Origin of the sequence: Megasphaera sueciensis (assembly GCF_050219315.1) — a bacterium.
Lineage (GTDB): Bacteria > Bacillota > Negativicutes > Veillonellales > Megasphaeraceae > Megasphaera_A > Megasphaera_A sueciensis.
This window is the reverse complement of the sequence record NZ_CP116939.1, coordinates 627,155-652,636: the sequence shown is the minus strand read 5'-3', so window position 1 is coordinate 652,636 and position 25,482 is coordinate 627,155. Positions and strand designations below refer to the sequence as shown.

The following is a 25,482-nucleotide window of genomic DNA, read 5'->3' as shown; positions in this document are numbered from 1 at the left end:
TAATTAATTTTTTTTATCAGATGGGGCAGCTGCTCCCGTATCGGAGTTTGCATACGTACCTAAATGGAAAAATGCTTCCAGCATCGCTTTTACAATAGGTCCTGACGAAGAAACGCCATACCCTCCCTGTTCCGTCAAAACAGCGATAACTACACGCGGGTGATCATACGGTGCATAGGCAACAAACCAACCATGATCAGAACCGCCGAAATTTTCGGCCGTCCCCGTTTTACCGGCGACTTGAATCGGGAAACCAGCAAATAAACTGCCGCCTGTACCTGATTCTTCCGCTACATTGCGCATGCCTTCACGCACATAATCCAACGTGGATTTTGAAACCGATAAAGTCCCCACCTGTTCAGGCGCAAAAATCTTATACGGAGTTCCATCCAGATTGTCAATACGGCTGACTAAAAACGGTTTATATTGAATGCCGCCATTTGCAACTTCACTAACGATCATGGCCGCCTGTAACGGTGTTACCAGTTGGAAGCCTTGCCCGATAGCCGCATTTAATGTATCACCCAGATACCAATCTTGATGAAACACCTTCTCCTTGTATTCTTCGCTGGCTATCAATCCGGAAGCTTCCCCGCGCAGGGCGATGCCTGTTTTTTTGCCCATGCCAAACATCTTAGCATATTCAGCTAATTTATCAATTCCGACACGCCGTCCCATTTCATAAAAGTAAACATTATCGGATTTTGCCAGCGCTTCCTCAAAATTAATCCAGCCAAACGCTTCACCGCCGGCATTTCTCATATTAACCTGCCAATCACGACCACTGTCAAAAATCAACTCATCGGGACGTACTTTTTTCAATTCCAATGCTGCGGTTCCGGCAATAATTTTAAAAGTTGAACCAGGCGGATATTCTCCGGCAATAACCCGGTTTTCCATAGGATGACCCGGATTATCGTTAATTTGTTTCCATTCTTTTTCAGTAATCCCCCGGGTAAACCAGTTCGGATTATATGCCGGACGACTGGCCATCGCCAGAACAGCACCTGTATTAGGATCTATGGCAACAGCCGCTATACCTGCCGTTCCGATTCCATTCGCTATTTGTGAATCCATCGCTTGTTCTGTTGCTTTTTGCAGATTAAGATCAATCGTTAAATGAATGTTGTGGCCGGATATAGATTTTTTGCGATCCATTTCCTTCACAGGACTGCCGGCAGCATCCACTTCTACCTGACGACCGCCATCTTTTCCCCTCAGTAAATCATCATAATACGCTTCCAGACCCGCCCTGCCAATACTGGTAACACTGGTAACACCGGTCTGTCCTTTTATGCGTTCCATATCAGTTTCATCAATCTGTCCAACATATCCAAATATTTGGGCGGCCATAGAATTATAAGGATAATATCGAACAGGCTGTACATCAATGGCAATCCCCGGAAGTTCATTTCTGCGTTCTTCTATTTTCGTAACTACATCCTGCGTAAGATCTTGTGCAAGAACCGTAGGTTCGTAAGAACTGTTGATCTTCTTCATTTTTTTCTGCAGCGTATCCGGGGTAATGTTCAATAACTGGGATAATTCTTTTACCTCACTGTCCGGCATGTTCTTTTTTGTCGGAACATAGGTAAGAATGAAACTGGGTCGTGAACCAACAAGAATCTGACCATTGCGATCATACATCACTCCCCGCATAGCTGCTATAGGAATCGTGCGCAAGCGGTTTCCCTCTGCCAATGAATGATAATAATTCCCGGCAAATATTTGCAAATAAATCAGACGGCTGATCAACAAGGAAAAAATAAAAATCAATATCCAATACAGATATTTGAATCGGCCGTCTTGATGTTTCTTTTTCATTAACGCTTCAAGCATGAATTACACTCCTTGTACAATATTGCTTACCAACGATATCCAAAAAAACCATATGCATCTTCCCGTCTTAATTTCCAAACGAAGTGATCTAAAGGAAGTGCAATAATGCCATGGTAAACAAGCATTGGTACACTATATTCAAACAAATATGCCATCACTTTTACAAATTGACCGGACATCAATAAAACGCCGCAAGTAAGTAAGAGACAACATTCTGTTGCCACTAAAACGATGACCAAAGATAAAAGCCATTGTTCACGTTCTACATTACGTCCCATGGCACTGCAAATAAAAGCGATGACCAAGTATGGCAGCAAATGAAGTCCAAAGAAATTGCCAATAATAACATCCTGGCAGAATCCGCCTAAAAGAGCAGCAATAATACCTGCACGCTGTCCGTGATGAAGCGCAATAAGGACAACAAGGACAAAAATAATATTCGGCTGATATATACCGTTAAATATAAAGGGGAAAATCGAACTTTGCAATATAAATGCTGCAAGCGCCATCATAAAACATGCCATCTTCCTCATAATGCTGCAGCTCCTTTTATGCCTTCCACTTTATCACGCTGCGTTTGTGGAACCAGTTTAGGATCCACCGTCGGTTTCTCATATGATCCCGTATCGGAAAATTTTACGATCACAAATACTTCTTCCAATTTTGAAAAATCAACACTGGGGCGAATAACTGCATATTTAACAAAGTCATTATCACTTTGATGAATAGAAATAATCGTGCCGATGTACAAACCTTTCGGATAAATGGAACCATACCCGGAAGTAACCAGCGTATCGCCTTCTAGAATATCCGAATCTTTGGCAATATTGACAAATTGCGGTTCCGTCGGTGTATTGCCATTGCCGCGAACGACAGAAGACACACGAGATTCCGGACGCTGCACAATAGCACCGATACTAGTACGCGGATCAAGCATCAGCTGTACCCGGGCAGAATGAGGATATACATCACTGATAAATCCAACTACGCCTTTAGGCGTAATTACCGGCATATCTTTGGCTACTCCCTCTGCACTGCCCTGGTCAATGATCAAGGTATTGCTCCATGTTCCATAATCACGGGATATAACGGATCCTGCTAATAATTTGTATTGGTGACTATTCGAACGAAAATCAAGCAAGGCACGGAGACGCTTGTTTTCTGCCAGCAGTTCGTCATAATTAACGTTCCGTTCCTTTAATTCTTCATTTTGTTTTTCCAAAGCTTCCCATTCAATACGATTTTTAAGGCTAATATCGACGATATGAATACCTGTAGAAAATCCGTTCATAATACGACTAAAGCTGTATTCAAATGGTTCTGCTGCAAGTGCCAGCGGTCTGGTAATATAGGGAAATGCTTCGCGGCGGTTCCAAATCCAGCCAACAGCGGCTATTAATATAAATAGTATCAACATAATAATGATACTTTTTTTACCGAATGAAAACAATTTTAAAATCTCCTCCTGTAGATATGCTGCGCGCCTTCAACTAGAGCCGGCAACTTTTCTCTATTCATTAACGCTTTTCCTATGCCGGTCACTACTGCTAATTCCGGATTAGCTCCTATCATAACGGGCACGCGCAGTTCTTGACTGAAAAGTTTGTCCAACCCGTGAAGCAGTGCACCTCCACCAGTCAGTACAATACCATGTTCCATCACATCTGCCGATAATTCGGGCGGCGTTTCCCGCAGTACCGTTCGGACTAAATCCAAAATACGGTACAATGGTTGGGCGATTACCTGATAAATCTCACTGGATTTGACGGTGACCTCCTTAAGCAAACCATCATCCAGCCCCCGGCCTGTAAAATAGTACGGTTGATCTTCCAGCGGCAGTACGGCAGAACCAATACGGACTTTAATTTCTTCTACGGTAGAATCACCTGTCACTACATCATATTTTTCACGCAGATACTCTTTTATCGCTGCATCTAAATCTAATCCGCCTAAATGAATTGATTTTGCCACCGCAATGCCGCCCAATGATAAGGTTGCGATACTTGTCGTACCGCCTCCCATATCAATAACCATATTTCCTAACGGTTCAAATATGGGAAGATTAGAACCAATGGCAGCAGCCGCCGCCGTTTCCATTAAATAGGCTTCTTTAGCCCCTGCCTGAAAAACAGCTTCCAACACGGCTCGTTTTTCCACATTGGAAGCAGCGGAAGGAACGCCTACGATAATCCGCAAACGCTGTACACTGCGCACGGATTTACTGAGTAAATAGCCAAGCATAGTTCTCGTTACATCATAATCGGCAATTACTCCATTCAATAAAGGCTTATGCACCTTCACCGTTTCCGGTGATTTCGCCAGAAGTCCGGCAGCAGCATTGCCTACGGCAATTACTTTCTTATTACGTTCATCTGTCGCTATCAAAGAAGGTTCGGAAAGAACGATACCTCGTCCTTCTACATAGACTTGCGTAGTACAAGTTCCTAAATCTATACCTATATTTTTTGTTAACGGCGAAAAAATAGAGCTCATTACAAAATCCCTTTCCATACTTTCCAATACTTTTTTGTCATTATTATATTTTACCACAAACGATACATTCCGTCAGTATAATTCCCATTAAAATATCCCCGAATCATACGCAGTATATCAGCTATAATTTCGGGGATACAACTAGTCATAGTACGTATATTTTTGAGTAAAAGCTACCTTCTCATCCATCTTGCGTATGCTGCAGGCAGTTTTTCTTTCTAATGGAAAACAAAGCGGTTATTTATCGCCTTCCTCTTCCAAATACACTCGTTCCGTAGCATCATCATATTCGATAAGTTCCGCATATCGCATCCAGCCTATAATCAAATCCATTTGCTGCGCTGCCTTTTTTTCACCGAAAGCTTCCGTTAATTGTTCTTCAAAAAAGTCGATATCCATTTCGTTGTCGGTGTCTTTTTCCAAACTGTCTACCATTTTTCCCACAAAAGGAACATTTTTCAGCAAATGCGCTCTGAATAGCTCTTTGCGTTCCAGTACACTGGCTCTGGCAAATGCGATCCCTGCCTGTGTTAATTCAATGTCTCCTTCAGATACGATTGTAAACCGCAATAGATTAGACATTTCAACCAATGGAAAAAAGTCTTCTATATCCATTACAAAACGATCGGCTAATTTATATAAATCTGTTTTTTCATTTAAATCTTCCAGTAGTTCCAAAAAACCGGTAAGTGCACCGGCCGTAACATTGGGAAGCAATGTGTATTGAGATGGTGATGTTTTGATTCTGGCAGCGGCTGTTACTGGTTCACGCACAGCGGGCCTCTTGGTCATAAAAGAATAAATCTGATCTACATAAGACAAAAATTCAGGTGATTTCTTATCTCGCCACCGCGGTAAAGGAATCAGCATATTTTCCATTACCGTTGCCGGGCGCGTAGAAAGTATAATGGCACGATCAGCCATATATACAGCTTCTTCAATACCATGCGTAACAAGTATAATGGCTTTTGTAGGGATTTGCTTTTCCAGCCAAAGCTCCAATAAGTCACGACGTAAATTTTCTGCGGTCAACACATCCAAAGCAGAAAAAGCTTCATCCATCAGCAATATATCCGGTTCGCTTACTAAAGCCCGTCCGATACCTACACGTTGTCTCATGCCGCCTGAAAGTTCTTTCGGGAATGCACTTTCAAACCCATCAAGACCGACTATATCCAATATTTTTAACGATTTTTTTTCTTTTTCTTCTTTTTTTAAATCCTTCCCTTCCAAACCGAGCATTACATTTTCCAGTACCGTAAGCCATGGAAATAACGCAAACGATTGAAACACCATGGCGACTCCCGGATTTACGCCGGTAATCGGTTTGCCTAAATAGGCAACAGTACCCGAAGACGCCGGTATTAATCCGGCTATGATGCGTAATAATGTAGATTTTCCTGAACCGGACGGACCTAAAATAGCCAAAAACTCGCCTTCTTTAACGGAAAAATTTATATTCTCCAACACCGCTGTATTAGCAGAACCTTTTATATTAAATGTACGTCCTATACCTGTCAATGTAAGCAATTCACTCATTCTGCCCACTCTCCTAATCCAAATGAAATTTTGATTCTGCTAAACGATACAACCGACGCCAGACAAGTCGGTTTACACACACTACAAAAATGCAGGTTGTCATGACCCCTAGCACGATATGCGGCCAATCTCCGGCGGTTGTTGCCTGACTGACATATGCGCCCAGGCCAGTAGCTGTCAGGGTAACGTCTTTCCATGTGACCAGCTCGGAGACGATACTGGCGTTCCAAGCACCCCCGGAAGCCGTAATCAACCCGGTTACCAGACTTGGAAAAATGCTGGGAAGAATGAAAGATTTCCATTTTTTCCAACCGGTAATTTTAAATACAGAAGCAGCTTCCAATAAATCGTTGGGAATACTCATGGCCCCGGCAATGACATTAAATAAAATATACCATTGCGTCCCTAAAATCATTAAAAAAACAGATCCGGTCTCAAAATTCAATTGATATCTTAAAAAAATAATCGTCACAAAAGGAAAGATCATATTGGCAGGGAAAGATGCTACCATTTGAATAATCGGCTGCAGTTTAGCAGATAATTTAGGTTGGAGACCAATCTTCACACCTACCGGTATAGTCCATAAAGCACCTATTGCCAATGCCGCCATAACTCGACAAAATGTATATAAACCCAATGAAAATACAGTAAAAATTTCATGCAACCCCATATCATACACCATGACAGCAGAATTTTTTGCCGGATTATATAACTCGGAAACGACGAAAATAAAAATAAATAATTTAATGACGATATGTACGCTTCGTTCCTTCCTGTTGTTATGAATTGTTCCGGTGATTTTAGCCGTCATATCTGCCAACATATTGCCGCAATAATTCAAAAAGCCGCGAATCGGTGCAAAAATCAAATGCTGAAGAAGATCCATCAGCCATGACGCATGTAAAATGTCATACACAAAAGAAGTCGGCTGCACATCGCTTTCAGAAAACTCAACCTTAAATTTCTGACTCCAAACTACTAAAGGACGCCAAAACAATTGATCTACTAAAAATATCATAACCAACATTGTCAGCATAGCGTAGAGCATAGCAGATACGTTGCCGGCATCAATGGCTGCAGCCAGATACGATCCCACTCCGGGCAATTGAATATCCTGTCCCAATACACTGATGGCTTCACTGGCAGCTAAGAAAAACCAAGCACCGCCGAAAGACATCATACTGTTCCAAATTAAGCCAATAATAGAAACCGGAAGTTCCAACCGAGTAAATTGCTGCCACCAATTCAAATGCAGCAATTCTGTCGCTTCCTGCAAATCTTTGGGAGCCGTCATAATAGATTGATACACACTAAATGTCATATTCCATGCCATACTGGTAAAAATAGCAAAAATGGATGCGATCTCCACACCCAATAAACTATTGGGGAAAAAATTAATAAACATAAGAATAGTTGCCGATAAAAAACCCAGGACAGGGATAGATTGTAAAATATCCAAAAGCGGGATCAATATCTTTCTGGCAAACTCATTTTTAGCCGCAATATAACCATATACAATAGAAAAAATAAGAGAAGCAATAAAAGCAATAAACATTCTAAGCAGTGATCTGCCGCCATAATAGGGAAGCATGGATATTTGCAAGTTGACTTTCGGTTCATGTTCAACGGAAAAAGGTATGATCATGCCTGCGCTCAGATGAACTATACCATATAAAATAAAAAATATACAAGCTAACAAGATAATATCTATCATTCGAATACGTTGATTTTCAGGGTTTTCCGTAAATATAGACACACGATTACCTCCTCATAAAAGAAACTAGAAAAACGATATATATGCCGCGTCTCTTGACTACCTCCGTCGTCCATATTTACTCCCCCCTTTATGTATAAAAATTAATTGGATAGATAATGAAAGAAATACCATATACATTATAGTATGACTGAAAGGTATTGTACATAAAAATTCTGCGGTTTTGACATTATATTTACAATATACGATTCCTTCTGTTGACAAAAAGGCAAATGAACATATAATGAATAAGGTAATAATACAATTTTTATTTACAAATAATGTGCTATATTTCAGCAGGAGGAACACACATGATGTTCAAGACACTAAGCCGCTATCTTATCGGCAAACCCTTAGCAAATAAACAACTGGAAAATGAACGCATTCCAAAATGGAAGGCGCTGCCGATTTTTTCCTCTGATGCCTTGTCATCCGTTGGATACGGACCGGAACAAATCGCCCTTGTATTAGCTTCCGTACCGGCATTGGAATTATATTCTTATTTTGGACCGATCATCATAGCGATCATTATTTTATTGGCTGTCGTAGCACTCTCCTATGCACAAGTAGTAAAAGTAAATCCCGGCGGCGGCGGTTCTTACGGCATCGCCATGAAATATTTAGGCGTGTATCCGGCATTGATTGCCGGGGCTGCTTTATTCGCCGATTATCTGTTGACCGTAGCTGTTTCTATTTCTTCCGGTACGGAAGCATTAACCAGCGCGTTTCCTTTTTTGATGCCCTATCATCTACATATAGATATTGCCGTTTTATTGATCATGATGCTTGTTAATTTACGGGGGACACAGGAAGCTTCGACTGTTTTTGTATGGCCGACATATATTTTTATCGTCTCCATGTTTATGACGATCTTAGGCGGCTTTTATCAAATTTTTGTATTACAGATTCCTGCCAGTACGGTAACCGCAGCGAGTTCCTCCATGCCAATGAACGCGTTTACTATGCTTATCATTCTGCGTGCGTTTGCCAACGGCTGCAGTTCTATGACCGGAGTGGAAGCCATTGCCAACGGCGTCACCATGTTTAAGGAACCGCAGGAAAACAACGCTATCAAAACAACGGCCCTTATGGCAGTAATTTTAGCAGGCATGCTGGGCGGACTGGGATATTTAATTATTTATTTCCATATTTTACCGGTAGAGGGATACACATTACTGTCCCTGCTTGTTGAAGAAGTTTTCAGCAGAGGTTTTATTTTTTATTTTATTCAAATCATGATGATGCTGATTTTGTACTTGGCGGCAAACACTGCTTACAACGGATTACCCCCGCTATTATCCTATATGGCCGTCGACGGATATGTTCCCCGATACTTTGCAAACCGCGGCGAACGTCTCAATTATTCCAACGGAATTGAATTGCTTACGTTAGCTACAGCTATACTGATTATTGCTTTTGATGGAAATGTAGAACACTTGATTTCCTTATATGCCATCGGTGTATTTTTATCTTTTACGATTGCTCAATCGGCAATGGTTGTACATTGGCATAAAAGTAAACCGCGCAACTGGCAGGTATATGCGGGCATAAACGGGTTTGGAGCCATGGTGACTGCTTGTGTCGTAATTATTGTATTACTAACGAAATTTATTTACGGCGCATGGATCATTGTTTTACTTATTCCCGTTCTTGTAAAAATTTTCCTTAAAATTCACCATCATTACAATGATGTACGGGAACAATTAGTTTTAACTCCTAATGAGTACAAGACATTCATGCACACAAGTTTAGGCCGCAGTATCATTGTAATTCCGATAGCCTCCCCCACACAAGCCGTGGCTCGTGCCATTCGGTATGCTAAAACAATCAGCAGCAAGGAAGATAAAATTTACGTTGTCCATGTATATAGTGATGAAGCCCGCGGGTTAAAAATTCAAAAATTGTGGCAGGAACTAGAACCGGAGATTGAAATGATCATGATTCAATCTCCTTACCGGCAATTAACAGACCCGCTTATCGACTTTATTAAAAATCTTCGCAAAACGATAAACCCGAATGATATTATAACGGTACTTGTTCCTGAATTTGAGACAAAGAAATTATGGCATCGGCTGCTTCATAATCAGAGCGGCTGGATATTGAGAATCCGTATGCTGCAGTTTTTGGATGTTGTGGTTTCTACCGTTCCTCTTAAGTTTACCCGTTAACCAAACAGCAATCGGCACAGAAAAACAACCGCTGATACACGTATCAGCGGTTGTTTTTCTGTGCCGATTGCTGTACTTGCAGCCGTATATAATCTGTTACACGGTTATGGCTTATCACTATCCTTCTTTTTTTATGTTAAACCAGGCAGCATATAATGTCGGCAAAACAAGCAAGGTCAAAATAGTTGCTATAAAAAGTCCACTGGCAATAGCCACTGCCATAGGGCCCCAAAAAATACTGCGCATAAGCGGCACCATACCCAGTATAGCCGCCGCCGCTGTCAACATGATGGGACGGAAACGCATAACAGCCGAATCGATAATGGCATCCCAGGGACTCTCGCCGGCCTTCATATGTTTATCTATTTGATCAATCAATATGACGGAATTACGGATAATCATGCCGCTAAGAGCAAGAATCCCCAAATCAGCAACAAAACCCAGCGGTTTTCCAAAAATAAGCATCCCAAACGCAACACCGATGATTCCCATAGGGGCTGTAATCAACGTTAAAAACATAAGAGAAGGACGTCGCAGTTGGAACATAAGCAAGGTCATGATAACCAGAATCATAATAGGAACAGGAACCAGCAGATAGTTCAATGATTTTTGACTATTTTCCAATGTACCATCAACAGATACGGAATAGCCAAAGGGAAGACTGTCACGGATATCCTTGATAGAATCATAGGCTTTCTGTGTTGCGTCATTACTGGTGCCTGATTTAATATTACCTTGAACGGTAATAGTCGGCTTCAAATCTCTGCGCCAGATGAATCCATCTTCTGCGGCATAACTTATTTTTGCTACCTGTTCCAACGGCACATATCCGGCGGAACCAAGATAAATAGGTATATTTTTGATGCGGGCTAAATCATCCCGATCACTGCCCTTCAATCGAACCTGAATATCAATCGTTTTATCGGCAGCATAATATTCCGCAACCGTAGCCCCTGATAATTCCGTATATAGGGTCTGCGCCACATCCTGTCCTGCAAGCCCCATAGCCCGCAGCTTATCTTGATCCAATTCAAGATGCATCACTTTATTTTTTTGATTCCAATTCAAATGCAAGCTTTCCAAGTTGGGATCTTTAGACAGGCGATTCAGAATTTGTTGTGCATATGCTTTAACTTTGTCTGTATCATAGCCGGATATGCGGAGCATCATCGGATAATCTGACGGCGGACCCGTTTGGATATATTGTATATTACTACGCACATTAGGTTGGTTTTCCGCTATTTCTTTGCGGATTCCTTCTGTCAGCTCTTTCCGGGATTTGACATCTTTGGCAACGACAACGAATTGAGCATAATTATCTGCCGGTAAAACGGGTTCTGTTGTCAATACAAAGCGAGGGGCGCCTTCCCCAACATAGTAAGAGTAATTATCTATTTGATCCATGTGAGAATCCAGATAGTGGGAAAGCGTGTTACTCTCTTCCTGGGAAGCCTTCATGGAAGATCCTTCCGGAAGTGTCATCCCTACTATGATTTCCGGACGCAACGAAGGAGGAAAAAACTCCTGCGGTACCAATTTCAATACGAAAAGAGAAATTACAAATAAAGCACCCGTTCCGGCAATAACCGGTAATTTGTGGGTTAAACACCAGTTTAATACCCCGCGGAAATAATGATAAAATTTATTTTGATATAAAGGTTTGGCCATAGTCTCCGGTTTGACCTTAATCAGATAATATCCGAAAAGAGGTGCTACCATAACGGAAACAATCCAAGAAATCAATAGGGATGAAGAAATAACCGGGAATAACGCTTTACAGAATTCCGGAGCCGCTCCTTGAGCAAATGCCACCGGAATAAACCCGGCGCAAGTAACAAGCGTCCCTGTCAACATAGGTTTAGCGGTAGCGTTAAACGCATAGCAAGCCGCATCAAGACGGTCTTTCCCCTTTTCTAATTGGACACTCATCATCTCGACCGCAATAATAGCATCATCTACCATAAGGCCCAAGGCGATAATCAAAGATCCCAAGGAAACTTTATGCAAATCGATACCGGTAATTTCCATGACACAAAATACACCCGCTAATACTAACGGAATACATCCGGCCACAACAAGTCCCGTTCGGAAACCAAGACTGAGAAAACTAACAATCATGACAATGATAATAGCTTCCCGCAGTGTATTGACAAAGTCACTGATAGAATCCTTAACAACCTGTGGCTGATCAGAAACTTGATGGATTTCCATGCCTGCCGGCAAGTCATTATTGTTAACTTCATGTACTAAACGGTGCAGTTGTTCCCCCAATGTCAAAATATTACCGCCGGGTGTCATAGATACAGCAATACCTACAGCCGGTTTTCCGTTATAAAACATTTTTGGATCAGCAGGTTCCGTATATCTGCGTTCTACCTTAGCGATATCCCCCAGACGGAAAATTTTGCCATTCGCGTTAATCGGCAGCGCTTTAATAGCATCCATATCTTTAAAAGTCCCAGTTATCCGCAGATACACATTATCTGATTTTGTGTCGACCATACCGGCAGGAGTCATTTCATTCTGCCCTTTTACCGCATTGGAAATAACTGTCGGGGAGATACCTAATTCAGAAAGTTTAGAATTTTCAACTTCAATATACACTTTTTCTGATTGTTCCCCGAGGATTTCCGCTTTGCTGACATTTTTGACATCCAGCATCATACGGCGTATTTTTTCTGCCTTGATGCGCAGCTGTTCATAGGAATACCCATCACCGGTCACTGCATAAATGGAACCATATACATCATCAAACCGGTCATTGAAATACGGACCGTAAACACCTTGCGGCAGATCCTTCTTTACATCTTCCGTCAGATTGCGGACTTCCTTCCATGTATCGCGTACCTTACTGGAGTCAACTTCGTCATTTAAGGTAACATAGATAACAGTCTGCCCTGGTCTGGCATAACTTTTTATATAATCCAAATGGGGAGTATCCTGCAGTTTTTTTTCAATTTTGTCATTGACCTGTTCATCCATTTGCTGTGCCGATGCCCCTGGCCAAGCAACCGTGACTACCATTTGCCGCACTGTATATGCCGGATCCTCCATACGTCCCAGCTTTATATAAGAAAATATGCCGGCAATGGCAATGACAACAATAAAATACCAGACAAGAGCTTTATTCTTTAAAGCAATTTCCGAAAGATTTCTCATTGATCCTCACTCTCCGTCCGGACCGTCTGCCCTGCACTTAATTGATGTACGCCCGCAGTCACAATACTATCTCCGCTTTTCAAGCCTGTCACTTTGACTTTATTATCACTAAAGTTTTCTACTGTCACATTCTTCAACACGACAGTTTTATCACTGCCGACGATCCATACTTGAGCTTGGTTTCCTGTTTGATATATTGCCGCTAGCGGCAATATGACCGTCGGCTCAGAATCACCTGTTTCCTGCGAAAGATTAGTAACTGTTGCTGTCATTCCCAGCTGCATGTCCTCAGGTGGATCCGGCAGCGCTATACTGACTTTATAAGTTCGCGAAATCTGGTTGGCCATGGGAGCCACCTCCCGCACGGTACCCGTTACCTTTTGCCCCTGCAGTGCCCAAAAAGAAACACTTACTTCTTTGCCTATCACAAAATTCTGTACTTTATTTTCGGGAACATTGATTTGCACTTCTAAATCTCCAGTATGTACCAATGTTAAAACCGTCTGTCCCGCAGCCACGACTTGACCGACTTCTCCGGATAAAGCCGATATGACACCATCCGCATCAGCTGTTAAATCAGTATAAGACAAAAGATTTTCTTCTTGGGAAGCGGTAGCCTGTGCCTGATCATATGCCGCCACAGCTTGATTATATGCCGTGCTGTATTGATCCAACACAGCGGCAGGAACCGCATTTTGCTGATACAATGCCTGATACCGGGATAGATTAGACGCAGCCAGCTCCCTCTGTGCTTTTGCTGATTCTACGGCTGCCTGTGAACGAGTTACCGATTGAGCCGCATCTTTTGGATCTACCGTCATAAGTACATCGCCGGCCTTTACCCGGCTGCCCAGCTGTACATTACGGGCAGATATCCTGCCACCTGCTTGAAATGCCAAATTGCTCTCATAGCGGCCGCGAACTTCTCCGGCATATTGCGCCTCACTGGTGTTTTGTCCTGCGCCAACAGTTGTCACCTTGACCAGCTGCGGCAGTTCTTTATCAGCCGGCTGCTGACCACAGCCGGTTAATGCAATCATCGCAGCAAAAACAACAACCATACGCGCTGCTGTATATAAACGGCTCATTTTACCTCACTCCCCTTGTTTGATTTAATAGCAATCGTGGCGGCATTTTCCGTAATCTTTCGCAGTCCCTGTATCGTATGTTCGACGACTATCGGTTCCAAACCTGCCGTGATATTGGTAATCCACGTTTCTAATACGGCATATAATTTATCTTTGATGCCTAATGCCTGTTGCGTAGAATAAATATGTTTCTGCCGTTTATCGTGAATATCCTGTTCACGCCGTATATATCCTTTATCTTCCAAATTTTTTATAGTCCGAGCCATCAGCCCTTTGTCCGTTATTAAAAGATAGGCTAATTCATCCAATGTAGCTCCTTCGTTTTCATATAACTTAGTAAGAAAAACAAATTCAGAAAACCCAATATTCCATGGCAGGCAGGCACTTACAATAAATGCCTGGGAACGTCTGTATAACACACCGAAATGATGTGCTGCATCACGATAATCCATATACGATCCCTTCCTTCTATAAACAATTTGACTATATCAACTTGTTTATAGTATAACAAATTGAAAATAATTATTCAACCCGTTATGAGAGAAGATATGGAAATTGTTCACTGCATTTATAATGAAAATTATCTCTTCGCGTATTTGACAGAAACGATTAATCTTAAAAGCAGCTTTTTCTATAAGATAATCCAAGCATTCCCGATAGCAGATATTTTCGATGCCACGGCACGCACCCTGACACAAGCACCGTCCATTGACATGTAGCGTAACATGTTGATAAATAGGTTTGTTGTATAGTAACAATCTATAACGGTTTACCGTAGCTATAGTTACGAAAACAGAAAAAAGAGAACACCTTGTGTTATGCTTAGGCGGCCATGTCACACACAACAGAAAAGGTGTTCTCTCATAAACAGGTAACATGAAGCGTAACGTATTGCCTGCTACGCTTCGGCTAAAATCAACATTTATTTACTCTTCCCCCATTAATCGATAGCCAATTCCTGATTCTGTAATAATATATTTAGGTTTTGTCGGATCTGCTTCAATTTTTCGGCGTAATTGTGCTATATAGACTCGAATATACTGCGTATCTTCTCCATAGCCTTCCCCCCAGACAGCCTTCAAAAGTTGTCGGTGTGTCAAAACACGTCCCGCTTGCTGCATCATAATGGTAATAATTTTATATTCGGTGGGAGTGAGTTTTATTTCTACACCGTTTAAAGTAACACGATGCTGCGGAAAATCAACAGAAAGCCCCCCACATGTTAAGATAGATTCTTGTTCATTTGTTGTCGAATGACGCAGACATACTCGTATTCTAGCCATTAATTCCCCCATACTGAACGGTTTTGTCACATAATCATCTGCTCCCACATCCAACCCCTGAATTTTTTCCTGTTCCTGATCGCGAGCCGTTAATATAATGATGGGAATTTGTGACCATTCCCTGATTTTTTTGACTACATCTTTACCATCGATATCCGGTAATCCTAAGTCTACGATAACTAAACCGGGTTGTACATATGCCGCGCTTTGAATACCCTCTTTTCCTGTCTTTGCTATATACACCTCATATCCCGCCGCATGCAGCGATACCTGCAGCAATTTACAGATTTGCATTTCATCGTCAATTACTAATATCCGTATTTTTATTACATCCATTTGTATCTCTTCCTTTTACTTGAATGCCGTTTTCCTGTACATCTACGGGTAAGCTGAATGAAATAGCTGCACCTCCTCCCGGATTATTTTCGGCCCATATTGTCCCATGATGCATTTCAATGATACCTTTGCAAATAAACAATCCTAATCCCGTCCCTGAAATGGTATTAACATTCGACGAGCGATAAAACTTTTCAAAAATATGCTCTTGATCCGATGATAAGATACCTATTCCTTGGTCTTTTACAGATACAACCAAATGCGCATGTTCTAAGTAAGCTCGTATCGCAATAGTACTGCCCTTCGGAGAATATTTTATTGCATTATCGAGCAAGTTGACAAGCACTTGTTCCAATAATCCGCAATCTCCTTTGAAAAAAGGTAATGGAGAAGATATATCCGATACGATATTATGCGTAACACTGACTTTTTCAACACGTTGCAGCGCGACACCAATAATATCTTCTATATCACACCAGTCATTTTTTAATTGCAAAATTCCACTTTCCTGCCGTGCCGTATCTAAAAAATTATTGACCAACCGTTCCATTCGTGTTGCTCCATAGGAAATAGTTTCCAATAATTCCAACTGTTCTTTTGGATTATATTGGACAGTCGTATCCGATAATGCAGAAGCAGCCCCAATAATAGAAGCAAGCGGAGTCCGCAATTCATGGGATACCGAGTTGAATAGTGAAGTCCGCAGTCGTTCTGATTCGACCGCCAATGCCGCCTGCTGTGACTGATAAATCAACTTGCATCGTTCAATTGCCATAGCAGTCAATCGAATCCAAGAATCAATAATACGTTTTTCCTCTGGTAATAAAGGATTATCTCCAATTTGTATGCCAAATACGCCTTCTATTTGTGCCCCTGTCTGCAACGGAATATATAAATTTTGAACACCCGGTATGGTATCTGTGGAACATCCTGCCATTTTTTTATTTTTAAACGCCCAAACAGCTACCGCGTATTCTTGCTCTACCAGCCTTAGCGCATGGCCTCCCGTTTCCGGAATATACTGCCCAGCTTGTTTTAATTGTCCTTTTTTGTCCGGATATAATACTACCACAAAACGATCTAATGTTTCTCCCACATATTCGGCCAGTTTTTGGCATATCTGGCCCGGTTTGATTATAGCCGCTATTTCTTGACTGAAATCATATAAGGTACGCATGCTTTTTTCTCGCTGCCGTGCAATTTTTGATTCCTTCCGCAATTTTTCTGTCTGTTTGCCGATCAAATATGAAAATATAAGAAAAATACCAAATGTCCATATATATTGGATATCATTGACGGAAGTCGTAAATATAGGCGGAATAAAAGAAAAATCAAACAAAAACACACTAACAACAGCGGTCATATAGGATGGCCATCGTCCCCACCATAACGCCGATAAAAGGACTGGCAAAAAGTACAAAAATGCGATATTAATCAATTCCAGTGATGATTGAAATATCCATCCCACACCCGTAATGCAAAGTGCCATACTAATCCCGCATACTGTATACCAAATCTGTTTATGCTTGTTTTTGTATTCTAATGGATGTGACTGTATTGGATTTTTTTCTTTTTCCTTTTCTTTTTCCTTTTCTTCTTCCCCTTGTACAACATATACATTAATATCGCCGCTATACCGGATCAATTTTTCCAAAAATGCCCCATGACATATATCCCAAAGCCGACCGTGCTGTGATTTTCCCGCAACAATGGCGGTTACATTATGCGTTCGTGCAATATCCAAAATCTCATGTACCAAATCATTTCCTACGGCAGTAAATATTTTTCCGCCCAGTTCCTCCGCTAATTTTATATTGTCAGCCAATCGTGCCCTTTCCCTATTTCCCATAGGAAATCGAGGGGTAGGCATCTCAATATGAACCGCCAAAAAATCAGCATGCAAGCCATCCGCCAATCGTCTGGCTGTTCGGATTAATTGTGTTGAAAAGGGGCTGGCACTGACACATACCATAACACGTCCCGTAACCTGCCAAGGTCCGGCAATTTTTTTCTTTTTCATATAGGCAGACATCGTATCATCCACACGGTTAGCCATAAAACGCAGTGCCAATTCACGAAGTGCATTGATATTCCCCAAGCGGAAAAAGTTTTTTAATGCTCGTACAGCTTGTTCATGCGAATATACCTTGCCTTCTTGCAGACGTGTGACAAGCTCCTCCGGTGGAATATCAATCAGCTGGATACTATCCGCCTGTTCCAAAACAGAATCAGGAACTGTCTCATGAATGGCAACACCGGTAATCTGTGTTACAATATCATTCAGACTTTCGATATGTTGAATATTAATTGTTGTATATACCTGTATTCCCGCATCCAATAATTCTTCTACGTCCTGGTATCTTCGTACATGTCTTGAGCCGGGAATATTAGTGTGTGCCAATTCGTCGACTAATACAATTTCCGGTTTAAGATGCAGAATAGCATCTGTATCCATTTCTTTTTTTTGCTGCCCGCGATACGATACATAAGCAGGAGGAATAACAGGAATTCCGGTTGACAATTTTTCTGTTTCTACTCTGCCATGTGTTTCAATCCAACCGATATATACTTGTTTTCCTTTCAGCAAATCTTCCTGTGCTGCTTTTAGCATCGTATATGTTTTTCCTACTCCAGCGGCAGCTCCTAAAAAAACGGTAAGCCTGCCTCGGTTTTCCTGATTCATTTGCGTTAGAAGTTCATCCGGATTTGGCCGGTTATCTTTTGCAATCGTCATTGTATCTATCCCCATCCTTACGGTATAATCACCACGCCTATTTTCGCGCATGACATGCAACAAACAGGGCGTCATAAAACGACGTCCTGTCTATTATATTTATTATGATTGAGCCGCCGTATCTAACGCACGATTCAACACTAATACATTCACTTTGTCTTTACCCAAAAATCCTAATTGTTTTGTTTCTATATGCTCTTTTATCAAATTTTTCACCGTCTGCACATTCATATGTCTTGTTTCCGCAACTCGTCTAGCCTGCACATAGGCAGCATCAGGTGTAATATGCGGATCAAGTCCACTTGCAGAAGCCAAGACTAAATCGCTGGGAACCTCTGCGGAATCTAACATATCATTCGACTTGCGCACATCGTCCATATTATCCAGAACTTGGCTAATTAATTTTTCGTTCGTGGGTCCCAAGTTGGAACCGCCGGAGGACATCGCGTCGTATCCATCATCGCCTGCCGCAGAAGGTCGGCCGTGAAAATATCGATCACTCTGAAAATTTTGTCCAATCAGCTCGGAACCAACAATGGTTCCATCCGTATTTATTAATAAAGAGCCATTTGCTTGTGTTGGGAATAATAGCTGCGCTACCCCTGTCATAGCAAACGGATAGATAAGACCTGTCACTATTGTACATATAACTATTAATTTAATGGACTTTATTATAGGCTGCCACATAAGTTTATACCTTCTTTCTTTTTTACGCTAACCCTAACAGGACGATAAGCATATCAATAATCTTGATGCCCACAAAAGGAACAATCAATCCGCCGAGACCATAAATCAACAGATTTTTCCGTAGAATGGCAGCAGCCCCGATCGGTTCATAGGCAACACCCTTGAGAGATAACGGTACCAAGGCAATAATAATCAGCGCATTAAAAATAACAGCACTTAAAATCGCACTTTCCGGTGTTGCCAGATGCATGATGTTGAGTGCTCCCAATACCGGATACGCACCCATAAACATAGCCGGAATAATAGCAAAATATTTTGCTACATCATTGGCAATACTAAAGGTAGTTAAAGAACCACGAGTCATTAGCAGCTGTTTGCCGATTTCCACTACTTCTATCAATTTTGTCGGATTGCTGTCCAAGTCGACCATATTTCCTGCTTCCTTAGCGGCCTGTGTGCCACTGTTCATAGCAACACCAACATCCGCCTGTGCCAAAGCAGGTGCATCGTTTGTACCATCACCGGTCATGGCAACCAACATTCCTTTAGACTGATAATCCCGTATCATCTTCAACTTTGTTTCCGGTGTCGCTTCTGCTAAAAAATCATCCATTCCCGCTTCTGCTGCAATGGCTGCTGCTGTCAATGGATTATCTCCGGTGATCATGACCGTTTTGATCCCCATTTTTCTAAGCTCACAGAAGCGTTCTTTAATCCCTCGTTTAACAATATCTTTTAATTGAATAACACCTAAAACTTTATCCTTTTGTGCAACAACGAGTGGGGTTCCGCCTTCTTTTGCAATGGCTTCACAAAAAAATTGCACATCATCGGGGAAGTGACCGCCATTTTTCTCCACATATTTCTTAACAGCATCCATTGCGCCTTTACGGATTTCCCTGCCTTGCCAATTAATGCCACTCATACGGGTTTGCGCTGTAAACGGTACAAACTCCGTTTCCGAAGCAGATAACTGTCGTTCACGTAAATTATATTTCTTTTTAGCTAATATAACAATACTACGTCCCTCAGGCGTTTCATCTGCAAGAGAAGAAAGTTGCGCAGCATCCGCTAATTCTTGTTCATCGACACCCATAGCAGGTACAAAATTAGAGGCCATACGATTTCCCAGTGTAATCGTACCTGTCTTATCCAGCAGCAGTACGCTGACATCACCGGCCGCTTCTACGGCACGTCCGGACATAGCCAATACGTTCCGTTTTAAAAGCCGATCCATTCCCGCAATTCCGATAGAAGACAAAAGTCCTCCAATAGTTGTCGGAATCAGACATACCAGCAACGCAACCAGTGAAACGGCCGGAATAACAGTCTGCGAATAGATTGCAAAGGGTTCCAACGTTGTAACGGCGATTAAAAAAATAATAGTTAACCCCACTAACAGAATCGTTAATGCAATTTCATTCGGAGTTTTCTTGCGCTTAGCTCCTTCTACCAGCGAAATCATATGATCTAAAAAGGTTTCACCTGCATTAGCCGTGATCCGTACTTTAATCCAATCAGAAAGCAATACGGTTCCTCCCGTAACGGAAGACCTATCGCCTCCCGCCTCCCGAATGACAGGAGCTGATTCGCCGGTAACGGCGCTTTCGTCCACAGAGGCCATACCTTCTACGATTTCTCCGTCGCCGGGAATAACATCACCACTTTCGATCAATACAACATCATTTTTCTTTAGCGTCGTAGCATCAACGATTTCTTGTTTTCCCGCTGCTATTTTTTTTGCTTTTGTATTGACTCTGGCATCTCGTAATGCCTGCGCTTGCGCTTTACCGCGTCCTTCTGCGATGGCTTCCGCAAAATTGGCAAATAACACGGTAAACCATAACCACACAATCACTTGTATCGTGAAACCCAGATGCTCTGCCGACTGTCCCAAGACGACTCTGACCAGTGTCAAACAGGATAGGAATATGGCTCCCACGTATACGACAAACATAACCGGATTTTTTATTTGTGTATTCAATTTTAGTTTTCGAAAAGAATCTTTTATCGCAGCTATAACAATAGCTTGATTCCATGTGTTTTTCTTATTCATATTCTATGCTCCCGTTATATTAAAAAGTAACTCCCTGCAGCATCAACAAATGTTCTACAATAGGTCCCAATGCCAATGCCGGGAAAAAGGTAAGTGCACCAATAATAAGCACGACAATAACCAATAATACGACAAATAGACTGCTCTTTGTAGAAAAAGTCCCCGGTCCTATGGGTACGGTGTTTTTTTCTGCCATACTTCCGGCAATCGCCATCATCGGAATGATGACGCCAAACCGTCCTATCAGCATAGCGAAGCCTAAAGCCACATCGTAAAACGGGGTGTTTGCTGTCAATCCACCAAAAGCACTGCCGTTGTTGCCAACAGAAGAGGTAAAGGCATACACCATTTCACTCAATCCATGGGGCCCGTTATTCAAGATTCCTGCAAGACCCGCATCTGTTGTAGAAGCTATGGCCGATCCCGTCAAAATGACAAAAGACGGAATCAGAAGTGCCAATATAGCCATTTTCATTTCCCAGGATTCTACTTTTTTCCCCAAATATTCCGGCGTGCGGCCTACCATCAACCCTACGATGAATACTGTCATGAATACATATGCCATCATCGCATAAAAACCGGTTCCTACACCACCTACTACCACTTCTCCCAACATGATCTGCAGCATCGGCACCAGTCCGCCAATAGGCGTCATACTGTCAAACATAGCATTCACCGCTCCGCAGGAAGCTCCCGTGGTAACAGCTGTAAACAAAGCCGTCCCGCCTAAGCCGAATCGTACTTCCTGTCCTTCCATTACCGAAGAACCACTGATTCCGAATTGACTGATCAAGGGATTGCCGGTTGCTTCACCCGCATAGATGCAGCCAAACATAATGACAAATAAAGTCAGCATAGCACCTAATATCGCATATCCTTGTTTTTTGTCCTTCACAAATTTACCAAATGTAAATAACAATGAAACAGGAATTAAAAAAATACAAATTACTTGCAGGAAATTAGTGAAAGCAGTAGGATTTTCAAACGGATGAGCCGAATTAGCATTGAAGAATCCACCGCCATTCGTTCCCAATAATTTGATTGCTTCCTGCGAAGCTACCGGACCCATAGGGATATGCTGTTCGATACCTTCCAACGTATGCGCAGTAACATACGAAGAAAAATTTTGCAATACCCCTTGTTGAACAAACAGTAAGGCAAAAACGATGGATAGTGGAAGCAAAATCCACAAAACACCCCGAACCATATCAACCCAAAAGTTCCCTATTTTATCCGTATTTTTTCGTGTAAGTCCTCGTATCAAAGCAATGGCAACACATAGGCCTGTCGCAGCTGATAAAAAGTTCTGCACCGTTAATGCGGTCATCTGTGTAAAATAACTCATGGTGGATTCTCCGCCATAAGCCTGCCAGTTTGTGTTTGTCACAAAACTAGCCGCCGTATTAAATGCTACATGAAACGGCGCAACTCCTTCAAAATGTTCCGGATTCAACGGCAGATACCCTTGCAATACTTGCAATAAAATAACGGCTATGAAACCAATAAAGTTAAACCATAATAAATCGATCGTATACGTTTTCCAATTTGTTTCCTGCCGTTTATCAACTCCCAAAATTCGATATATCCCTCGTTCCACAGGACAAAAGACCGGATCTAAACATGTTTTTTTAAAATTAAATACATGAAACATATAAGATCCCAAGGGTATAGAAATCCCAATTAATACAATCATAAAAATTGCAAAAAGCACCATATCATTTCCCATTTTAAAAATCCTCCGGTCTCAATAATGCATATACCAAATATCCTAACAAGAAAAGCGCCAATATTCCGGCTATCCCCAATTCCCACATAACAAAAGTCCTCCTTCCGACTTTGCCGCTGAAAAAAAGCTGAAACAAAACATACGCTGTTTAATACTATAAATTAAAAGTATGTATCCATAACGGAAATAGTATATATACAGGCAAAAACTGCACCTTATAACTTCTCTCTTTACATATGCAGCGAATGATATTGCAGCACGAAAGAAAGTATGATGATACCAATAAGATATCCCAATAAAAACAAGATATTTTTCATCATAGGAAAGCCTCCTTTCTTTTACTACACTTTCCTCTCTTTCATGGCATCATTGTAACATGTTAAAAATAAAAATAGTGTTAAAAATAGTTGCCGTAATATAAAAATAATATAAAGATACTGTAATCCATAAAAGAAACAGGTGGTGTATCCGACACAACCCGGCTTTGTCAGTTTTAGAACACAAACATAACTTCTACCCGCGTTTCCTCTTTCGGATCGTAGGAAATGCTCGAATTCTTGGCTTTTGAACCAAATGTCTGAAAGAATTGAAGTTTGGTATTGTTCATAAGCGTATAATCAAATCCGATGCCCCACGAGGCAACATTATCTAACAAATTATTGTTTCTCCACGTATCGGTAGAGCCATAGAGAGAATGGGCATCCGCATTGACATATTCAATCCATGCATCCCAACTATGCGGTTTGGAAAAACTCGACGCTCCATATGTCAGCACACCTGCCCAAACACGGGAATTATCATTCGTACCTGCAGTAGCAGCATCATGCGTTATGTCCTGGAAGTCTACCAGCGCATGCCATTTAGAACCCATATCCATTTTCCCATAGGCTCCCAAAAGACTCTTCAAGGGACTGTTGTTACCATGAAAGCTGTTGTAATATATTCCGACCTTTGCCTTATTCCCCAAATAGCCTTCTATTTCACCATACCCGGTGCTAACTCCCAACAGATCATTTTCACCCGTAGCACCTTCTTTAAAAATACCGTACCCGGCAGTCAATGCAATTTTTCCATTGTCATACTCGGCCTGTGCTCCGTCAAAAACATCGCCATATTGGTATCCGTAAGCGTTACCGAGAATATATTCATCCCAACGCCCTGCTTTTACCGTAAGATTTTTGCTGAAATTATGTTGTACATAGGCATCATCATTATATATACCGGGAGACGCTCCGGTATCCTCTGCCGCAGCTGCCGTACTGTTGATAAAAGTTTGGTTGTTTGTGGAAAATCCTACCAGCGCACTTGTTGTATCATTGATGGTAACATTCGCCCGAAGACGAGCCCTATAAGACCATGATGCATCTCCGGTAACTCCATCATTACTAGTTGATGTCGTATTATTTTGGTTAATATATCGAAAACGAATATCTCCGGTAATGTTTACATTACCCACCTTTTGTTCCAGATTGCTTACGCGGATACCCAGCATATGTAATTCATCGGCATATTCATCTGCCAATTTATTAATTACAGCGCGTTGTTCTACACTTGCACTGTCCATGTGCACCATTGCCTTGGCCGTCATTTCAGCAGCTTCATACCGGGTAATATTGCGATTACCTTGGAAATAAGTACCATCCACTCCCTGAATCACACCGGCATCCGCTAATTTCACAACAGATTGGTACGCCCAACTATCTGTCGGTACATCCGTAAACGGGTTGGCTGCCAGCCCGCACGTAGTGCTGATTACCATAGTTGTTGTTAAAAACGCCAATTTTTTTCTCATGATTATACATCCCTTCCTGAATTATACGATCAAACTATACATTTCCTCGATTTTTCTTTCTCCATTTGCATGAACAGACCCATCTGCGTAGATGATATGGAATCTAAAATCGTCATACATTGATAGCATTGTACCATTTAAAAAATAAAAATAGTGTCAAAAATAGCTTGCGTATCATAAAAATACCGTAAAAAAATGCATTAAACATCTGTACCATTGTATCCAGGAATCCTGACAAAAAAAACTGTAATAAAATAAGGAAAAATCCTCATTTTATTACAGCTTTTTTCTATCTTCCCGTCATTCGCGGTACCATGCAGGCAAGGTGCTATACCCATACCTTTCAATTCATTTATGTTAATACGATAGCATCTGTCGCTTGACACCTTTTCAAGATACGTTTATCGTAATGTTCTTTACGGATAATGTTTTTTCCCATCATGAAGAATCAGTGGTGGTTCCCACATTCATTTTCGTATTGATGATCGTGACAAATAGAATCCGTCGATTGTAAATTTCCTTGGAGATACTGATATGCAGTATCCGTGACATCTCCGACCGCACCTGTAATTACTTTTATATTGTTTTCACTAAAAAGTTCTACTGCTCCCTGCCCCATTCCACCGGCAACAATAACATCCGCACCCTTATCCCTCAAAAATACAGGAAGAAATCCTGGTTTATGTCCTGGATTAGGAATCGTTTCCGTATGTACAATTTTCCCGTTGTTGATTTCAAAAATAGTAAAATCAGGACAATGTCCAAAATGGCGTGCTACCATTCCGTTTTCACTTGCAATCGCTATTTTCATATCTAATACCTCGCTTTT

Annotated in this window: 18 protein-coding genes; 1 reads left to right on the top strand and 17 read right to left on the bottom strand. The window is 41.6% G+C overall.

The annotated features are described in order from the left end of the window. Window positions 1-3: 3 nt before the first annotated feature. The 6 genes from mrdA to NXG62_RS03120 all read right to left on the bottom strand — a co-directional run bounded on the left by mrdA (window position 4) and on the right by NXG62_RS03120 (window position 7,627). Window positions 4-1,839, bottom strand: coding sequence for a penicillin-binding protein 2 (gene mrdA / locus NXG62_RS03145; RefSeq protein ID WP_427113536.1), 1,836 nt, complete (start codon window positions 1,837-1,839; stop codon window positions 4-6). A gap of 26 nt (window positions 1,840-1,865) precedes the next feature. Further along, window positions 1,866-2,372 (bottom strand): rod shape-determining protein MreD, encoded by a 507-nt coding sequence (gene mreD / locus NXG62_RS03140; protein WP_427113535.1) that lies wholly within the window; start codon window positions 2,370-2,372, stop codon window positions 1,866-1,868. Continuing rightward, on the bottom strand, window positions 2,369-3,289 hold the full coding sequence (gene mreC / locus NXG62_RS03135) for a rod shape-determining protein MreC (RefSeq protein ID WP_427113534.1): 921 nt from the start codon (window positions 3,287-3,289) through the stop codon (window positions 2,369-2,371). The genes mreD and mreC overlap by 4 nt, the downstream gene beginning before the upstream one ends. 2 nt (window positions 3,290-3,291) lie before the next feature. Beyond that, entirely contained in the window at window positions 3,292-4,332 is a 1,041-nt protein-coding gene (locus NXG62_RS03130; protein ID WP_427114222.1) for a rod shape-determining protein, read from the bottom strand. Between the two features lie 237 nt (window positions 4,333-4,569). Then, window positions 4,570-5,871 (bottom strand): nitrate/sulfonate/bicarbonate ABC transporter ATP-binding protein, encoded by a 1,302-nt coding sequence (locus NXG62_RS03125; RefSeq protein WP_427113533.1) that lies wholly within the window; start codon window positions 5,869-5,871, stop codon window positions 4,570-4,572. 13 nt (window positions 5,872-5,884) lie between these two features. Further along, complete coding sequence (locus NXG62_RS03120) at window positions 5,885-7,627, bottom strand: ABC transporter permease (RefSeq protein ID WP_427113532.1); 1,743 nt, start codon at window positions 7,625-7,627, stop codon at window positions 5,885-5,887. A gap of 308 nt (window positions 7,628-7,935) precedes the next feature. On the opposite strand from NXG62_RS03120, the gene NXG62_RS03115 reads away from it, so the two are divergent. Further along, window positions 7,936-9,792, top strand: a complete 1,857-nt coding sequence (locus tag NXG62_RS03115) for an APC family permease (protein ID WP_427113531.1) — start codon at window positions 7,936-7,938, stop codon at window positions 9,790-9,792. Window positions 9,793-9,909: 117 nt separating this feature from the next. Here NXG62_RS03115 and NXG62_RS03110 read toward each other — a convergent pair whose 3' ends face one another. From NXG62_RS03110 to NXG62_RS03060, 11 genes are all read right to left on the bottom strand, one after another. Further along, window positions 9,910-12,951, bottom strand: a complete 3,042-nt coding sequence (locus NXG62_RS03110) for an efflux RND transporter permease subunit (RefSeq protein ID WP_427113530.1) — start codon at window positions 12,949-12,951, stop codon at window positions 9,910-9,912. Next, window positions 12,948-14,039, bottom strand: coding sequence for an efflux RND transporter periplasmic adaptor subunit (locus NXG62_RS03105; RefSeq protein WP_427113529.1), 1,092 nt, complete (start codon window positions 14,037-14,039; stop codon window positions 12,948-12,950). The genes NXG62_RS03110 and NXG62_RS03105 overlap by 4 nt, the downstream gene beginning before the upstream one ends. Then, window positions 14,036-14,491, bottom strand: a complete 456-nt coding sequence (locus NXG62_RS03100; RefSeq protein ID WP_427113528.1) for a MarR family winged helix-turn-helix transcriptional regulator — start codon at window positions 14,489-14,491, stop codon at window positions 14,036-14,038. The genes NXG62_RS03105 and NXG62_RS03100 overlap by 4 nt, the downstream gene beginning before the upstream one ends. A gap of 474 nt (window positions 14,492-14,965) precedes the next feature. After that, window positions 14,966-15,658 (bottom strand): response regulator, encoded by a 693-nt coding sequence (locus tag NXG62_RS03095; protein WP_427113527.1) that lies wholly within the window; start codon window positions 15,656-15,658, stop codon window positions 14,966-14,968. Continuing rightward, on the bottom strand, window positions 15,624-18,467 hold the full coding sequence (locus NXG62_RS03090; protein ID WP_427113526.1) for an ATP-binding protein: 2,844 nt from the start codon (window positions 18,465-18,467) through the stop codon (window positions 15,624-15,626). The genes NXG62_RS03095 and NXG62_RS03090 overlap by 35 nt, the downstream gene beginning before the upstream one ends. A gap of 27 nt (window positions 18,468-18,494) precedes the next feature. Beyond that, window positions 18,495-19,079 carry a potassium-transporting ATPase subunit KdpC gene (gene kdpC, locus NXG62_RS03085; RefSeq protein ID WP_427113525.1) on the bottom strand — a complete coding sequence of 195 codons (585 nt, stop codon included), beginning with the start codon at window positions 19,077-19,079 and terminating at the stop codon, window positions 18,495-18,497. Between the two features lie 22 nt (window positions 19,080-19,101). Further along, window positions 19,102-21,135, bottom strand: coding sequence for a potassium-transporting ATPase subunit KdpB (kdpB, locus tag NXG62_RS03080; RefSeq protein WP_427113524.1), 2,034 nt, complete (start codon window positions 21,133-21,135; stop codon window positions 19,102-19,104). A 19-nt stretch (window positions 21,136-21,154) separates the two neighbouring features. Beyond that, entirely contained in the window at window positions 21,155-22,861 is a 1,707-nt protein-coding gene (kdpA, locus tag NXG62_RS03075) for a potassium-transporting ATPase subunit KdpA (RefSeq protein ID WP_427113523.1), read from the bottom strand. Between the two features lies 1 nt (window position 22,862). Continuing rightward, window positions 22,863-22,949: a K(+)-transporting ATPase subunit F gene (gene kdpF, locus NXG62_RS03070; RefSeq protein WP_427114221.1), complete on the bottom strand. Its 87-nt coding sequence runs from the start codon at window positions 22,947-22,949 to the stop codon at window positions 22,863-22,865. A 405-nt stretch (window positions 22,950-23,354) separates the two neighbouring features. Further along, window positions 23,355-24,653: a putative porin gene (locus tag NXG62_RS03065; protein WP_427113522.1), complete on the bottom strand. Its 1,299-nt coding sequence runs from the start codon at window positions 24,651-24,653 to the stop codon at window positions 23,355-23,357. A 448-nt stretch (window positions 24,654-25,101) separates the two neighbouring features. Further along, entirely contained in the window at window positions 25,102-25,464 is a 363-nt protein-coding gene (locus NXG62_RS03060) for a NifB/NifX family molybdenum-iron cluster-binding protein (protein ID WP_427113521.1), read from the bottom strand. Window positions 25,465-25,482 lie beyond the last annotated feature (18 nt).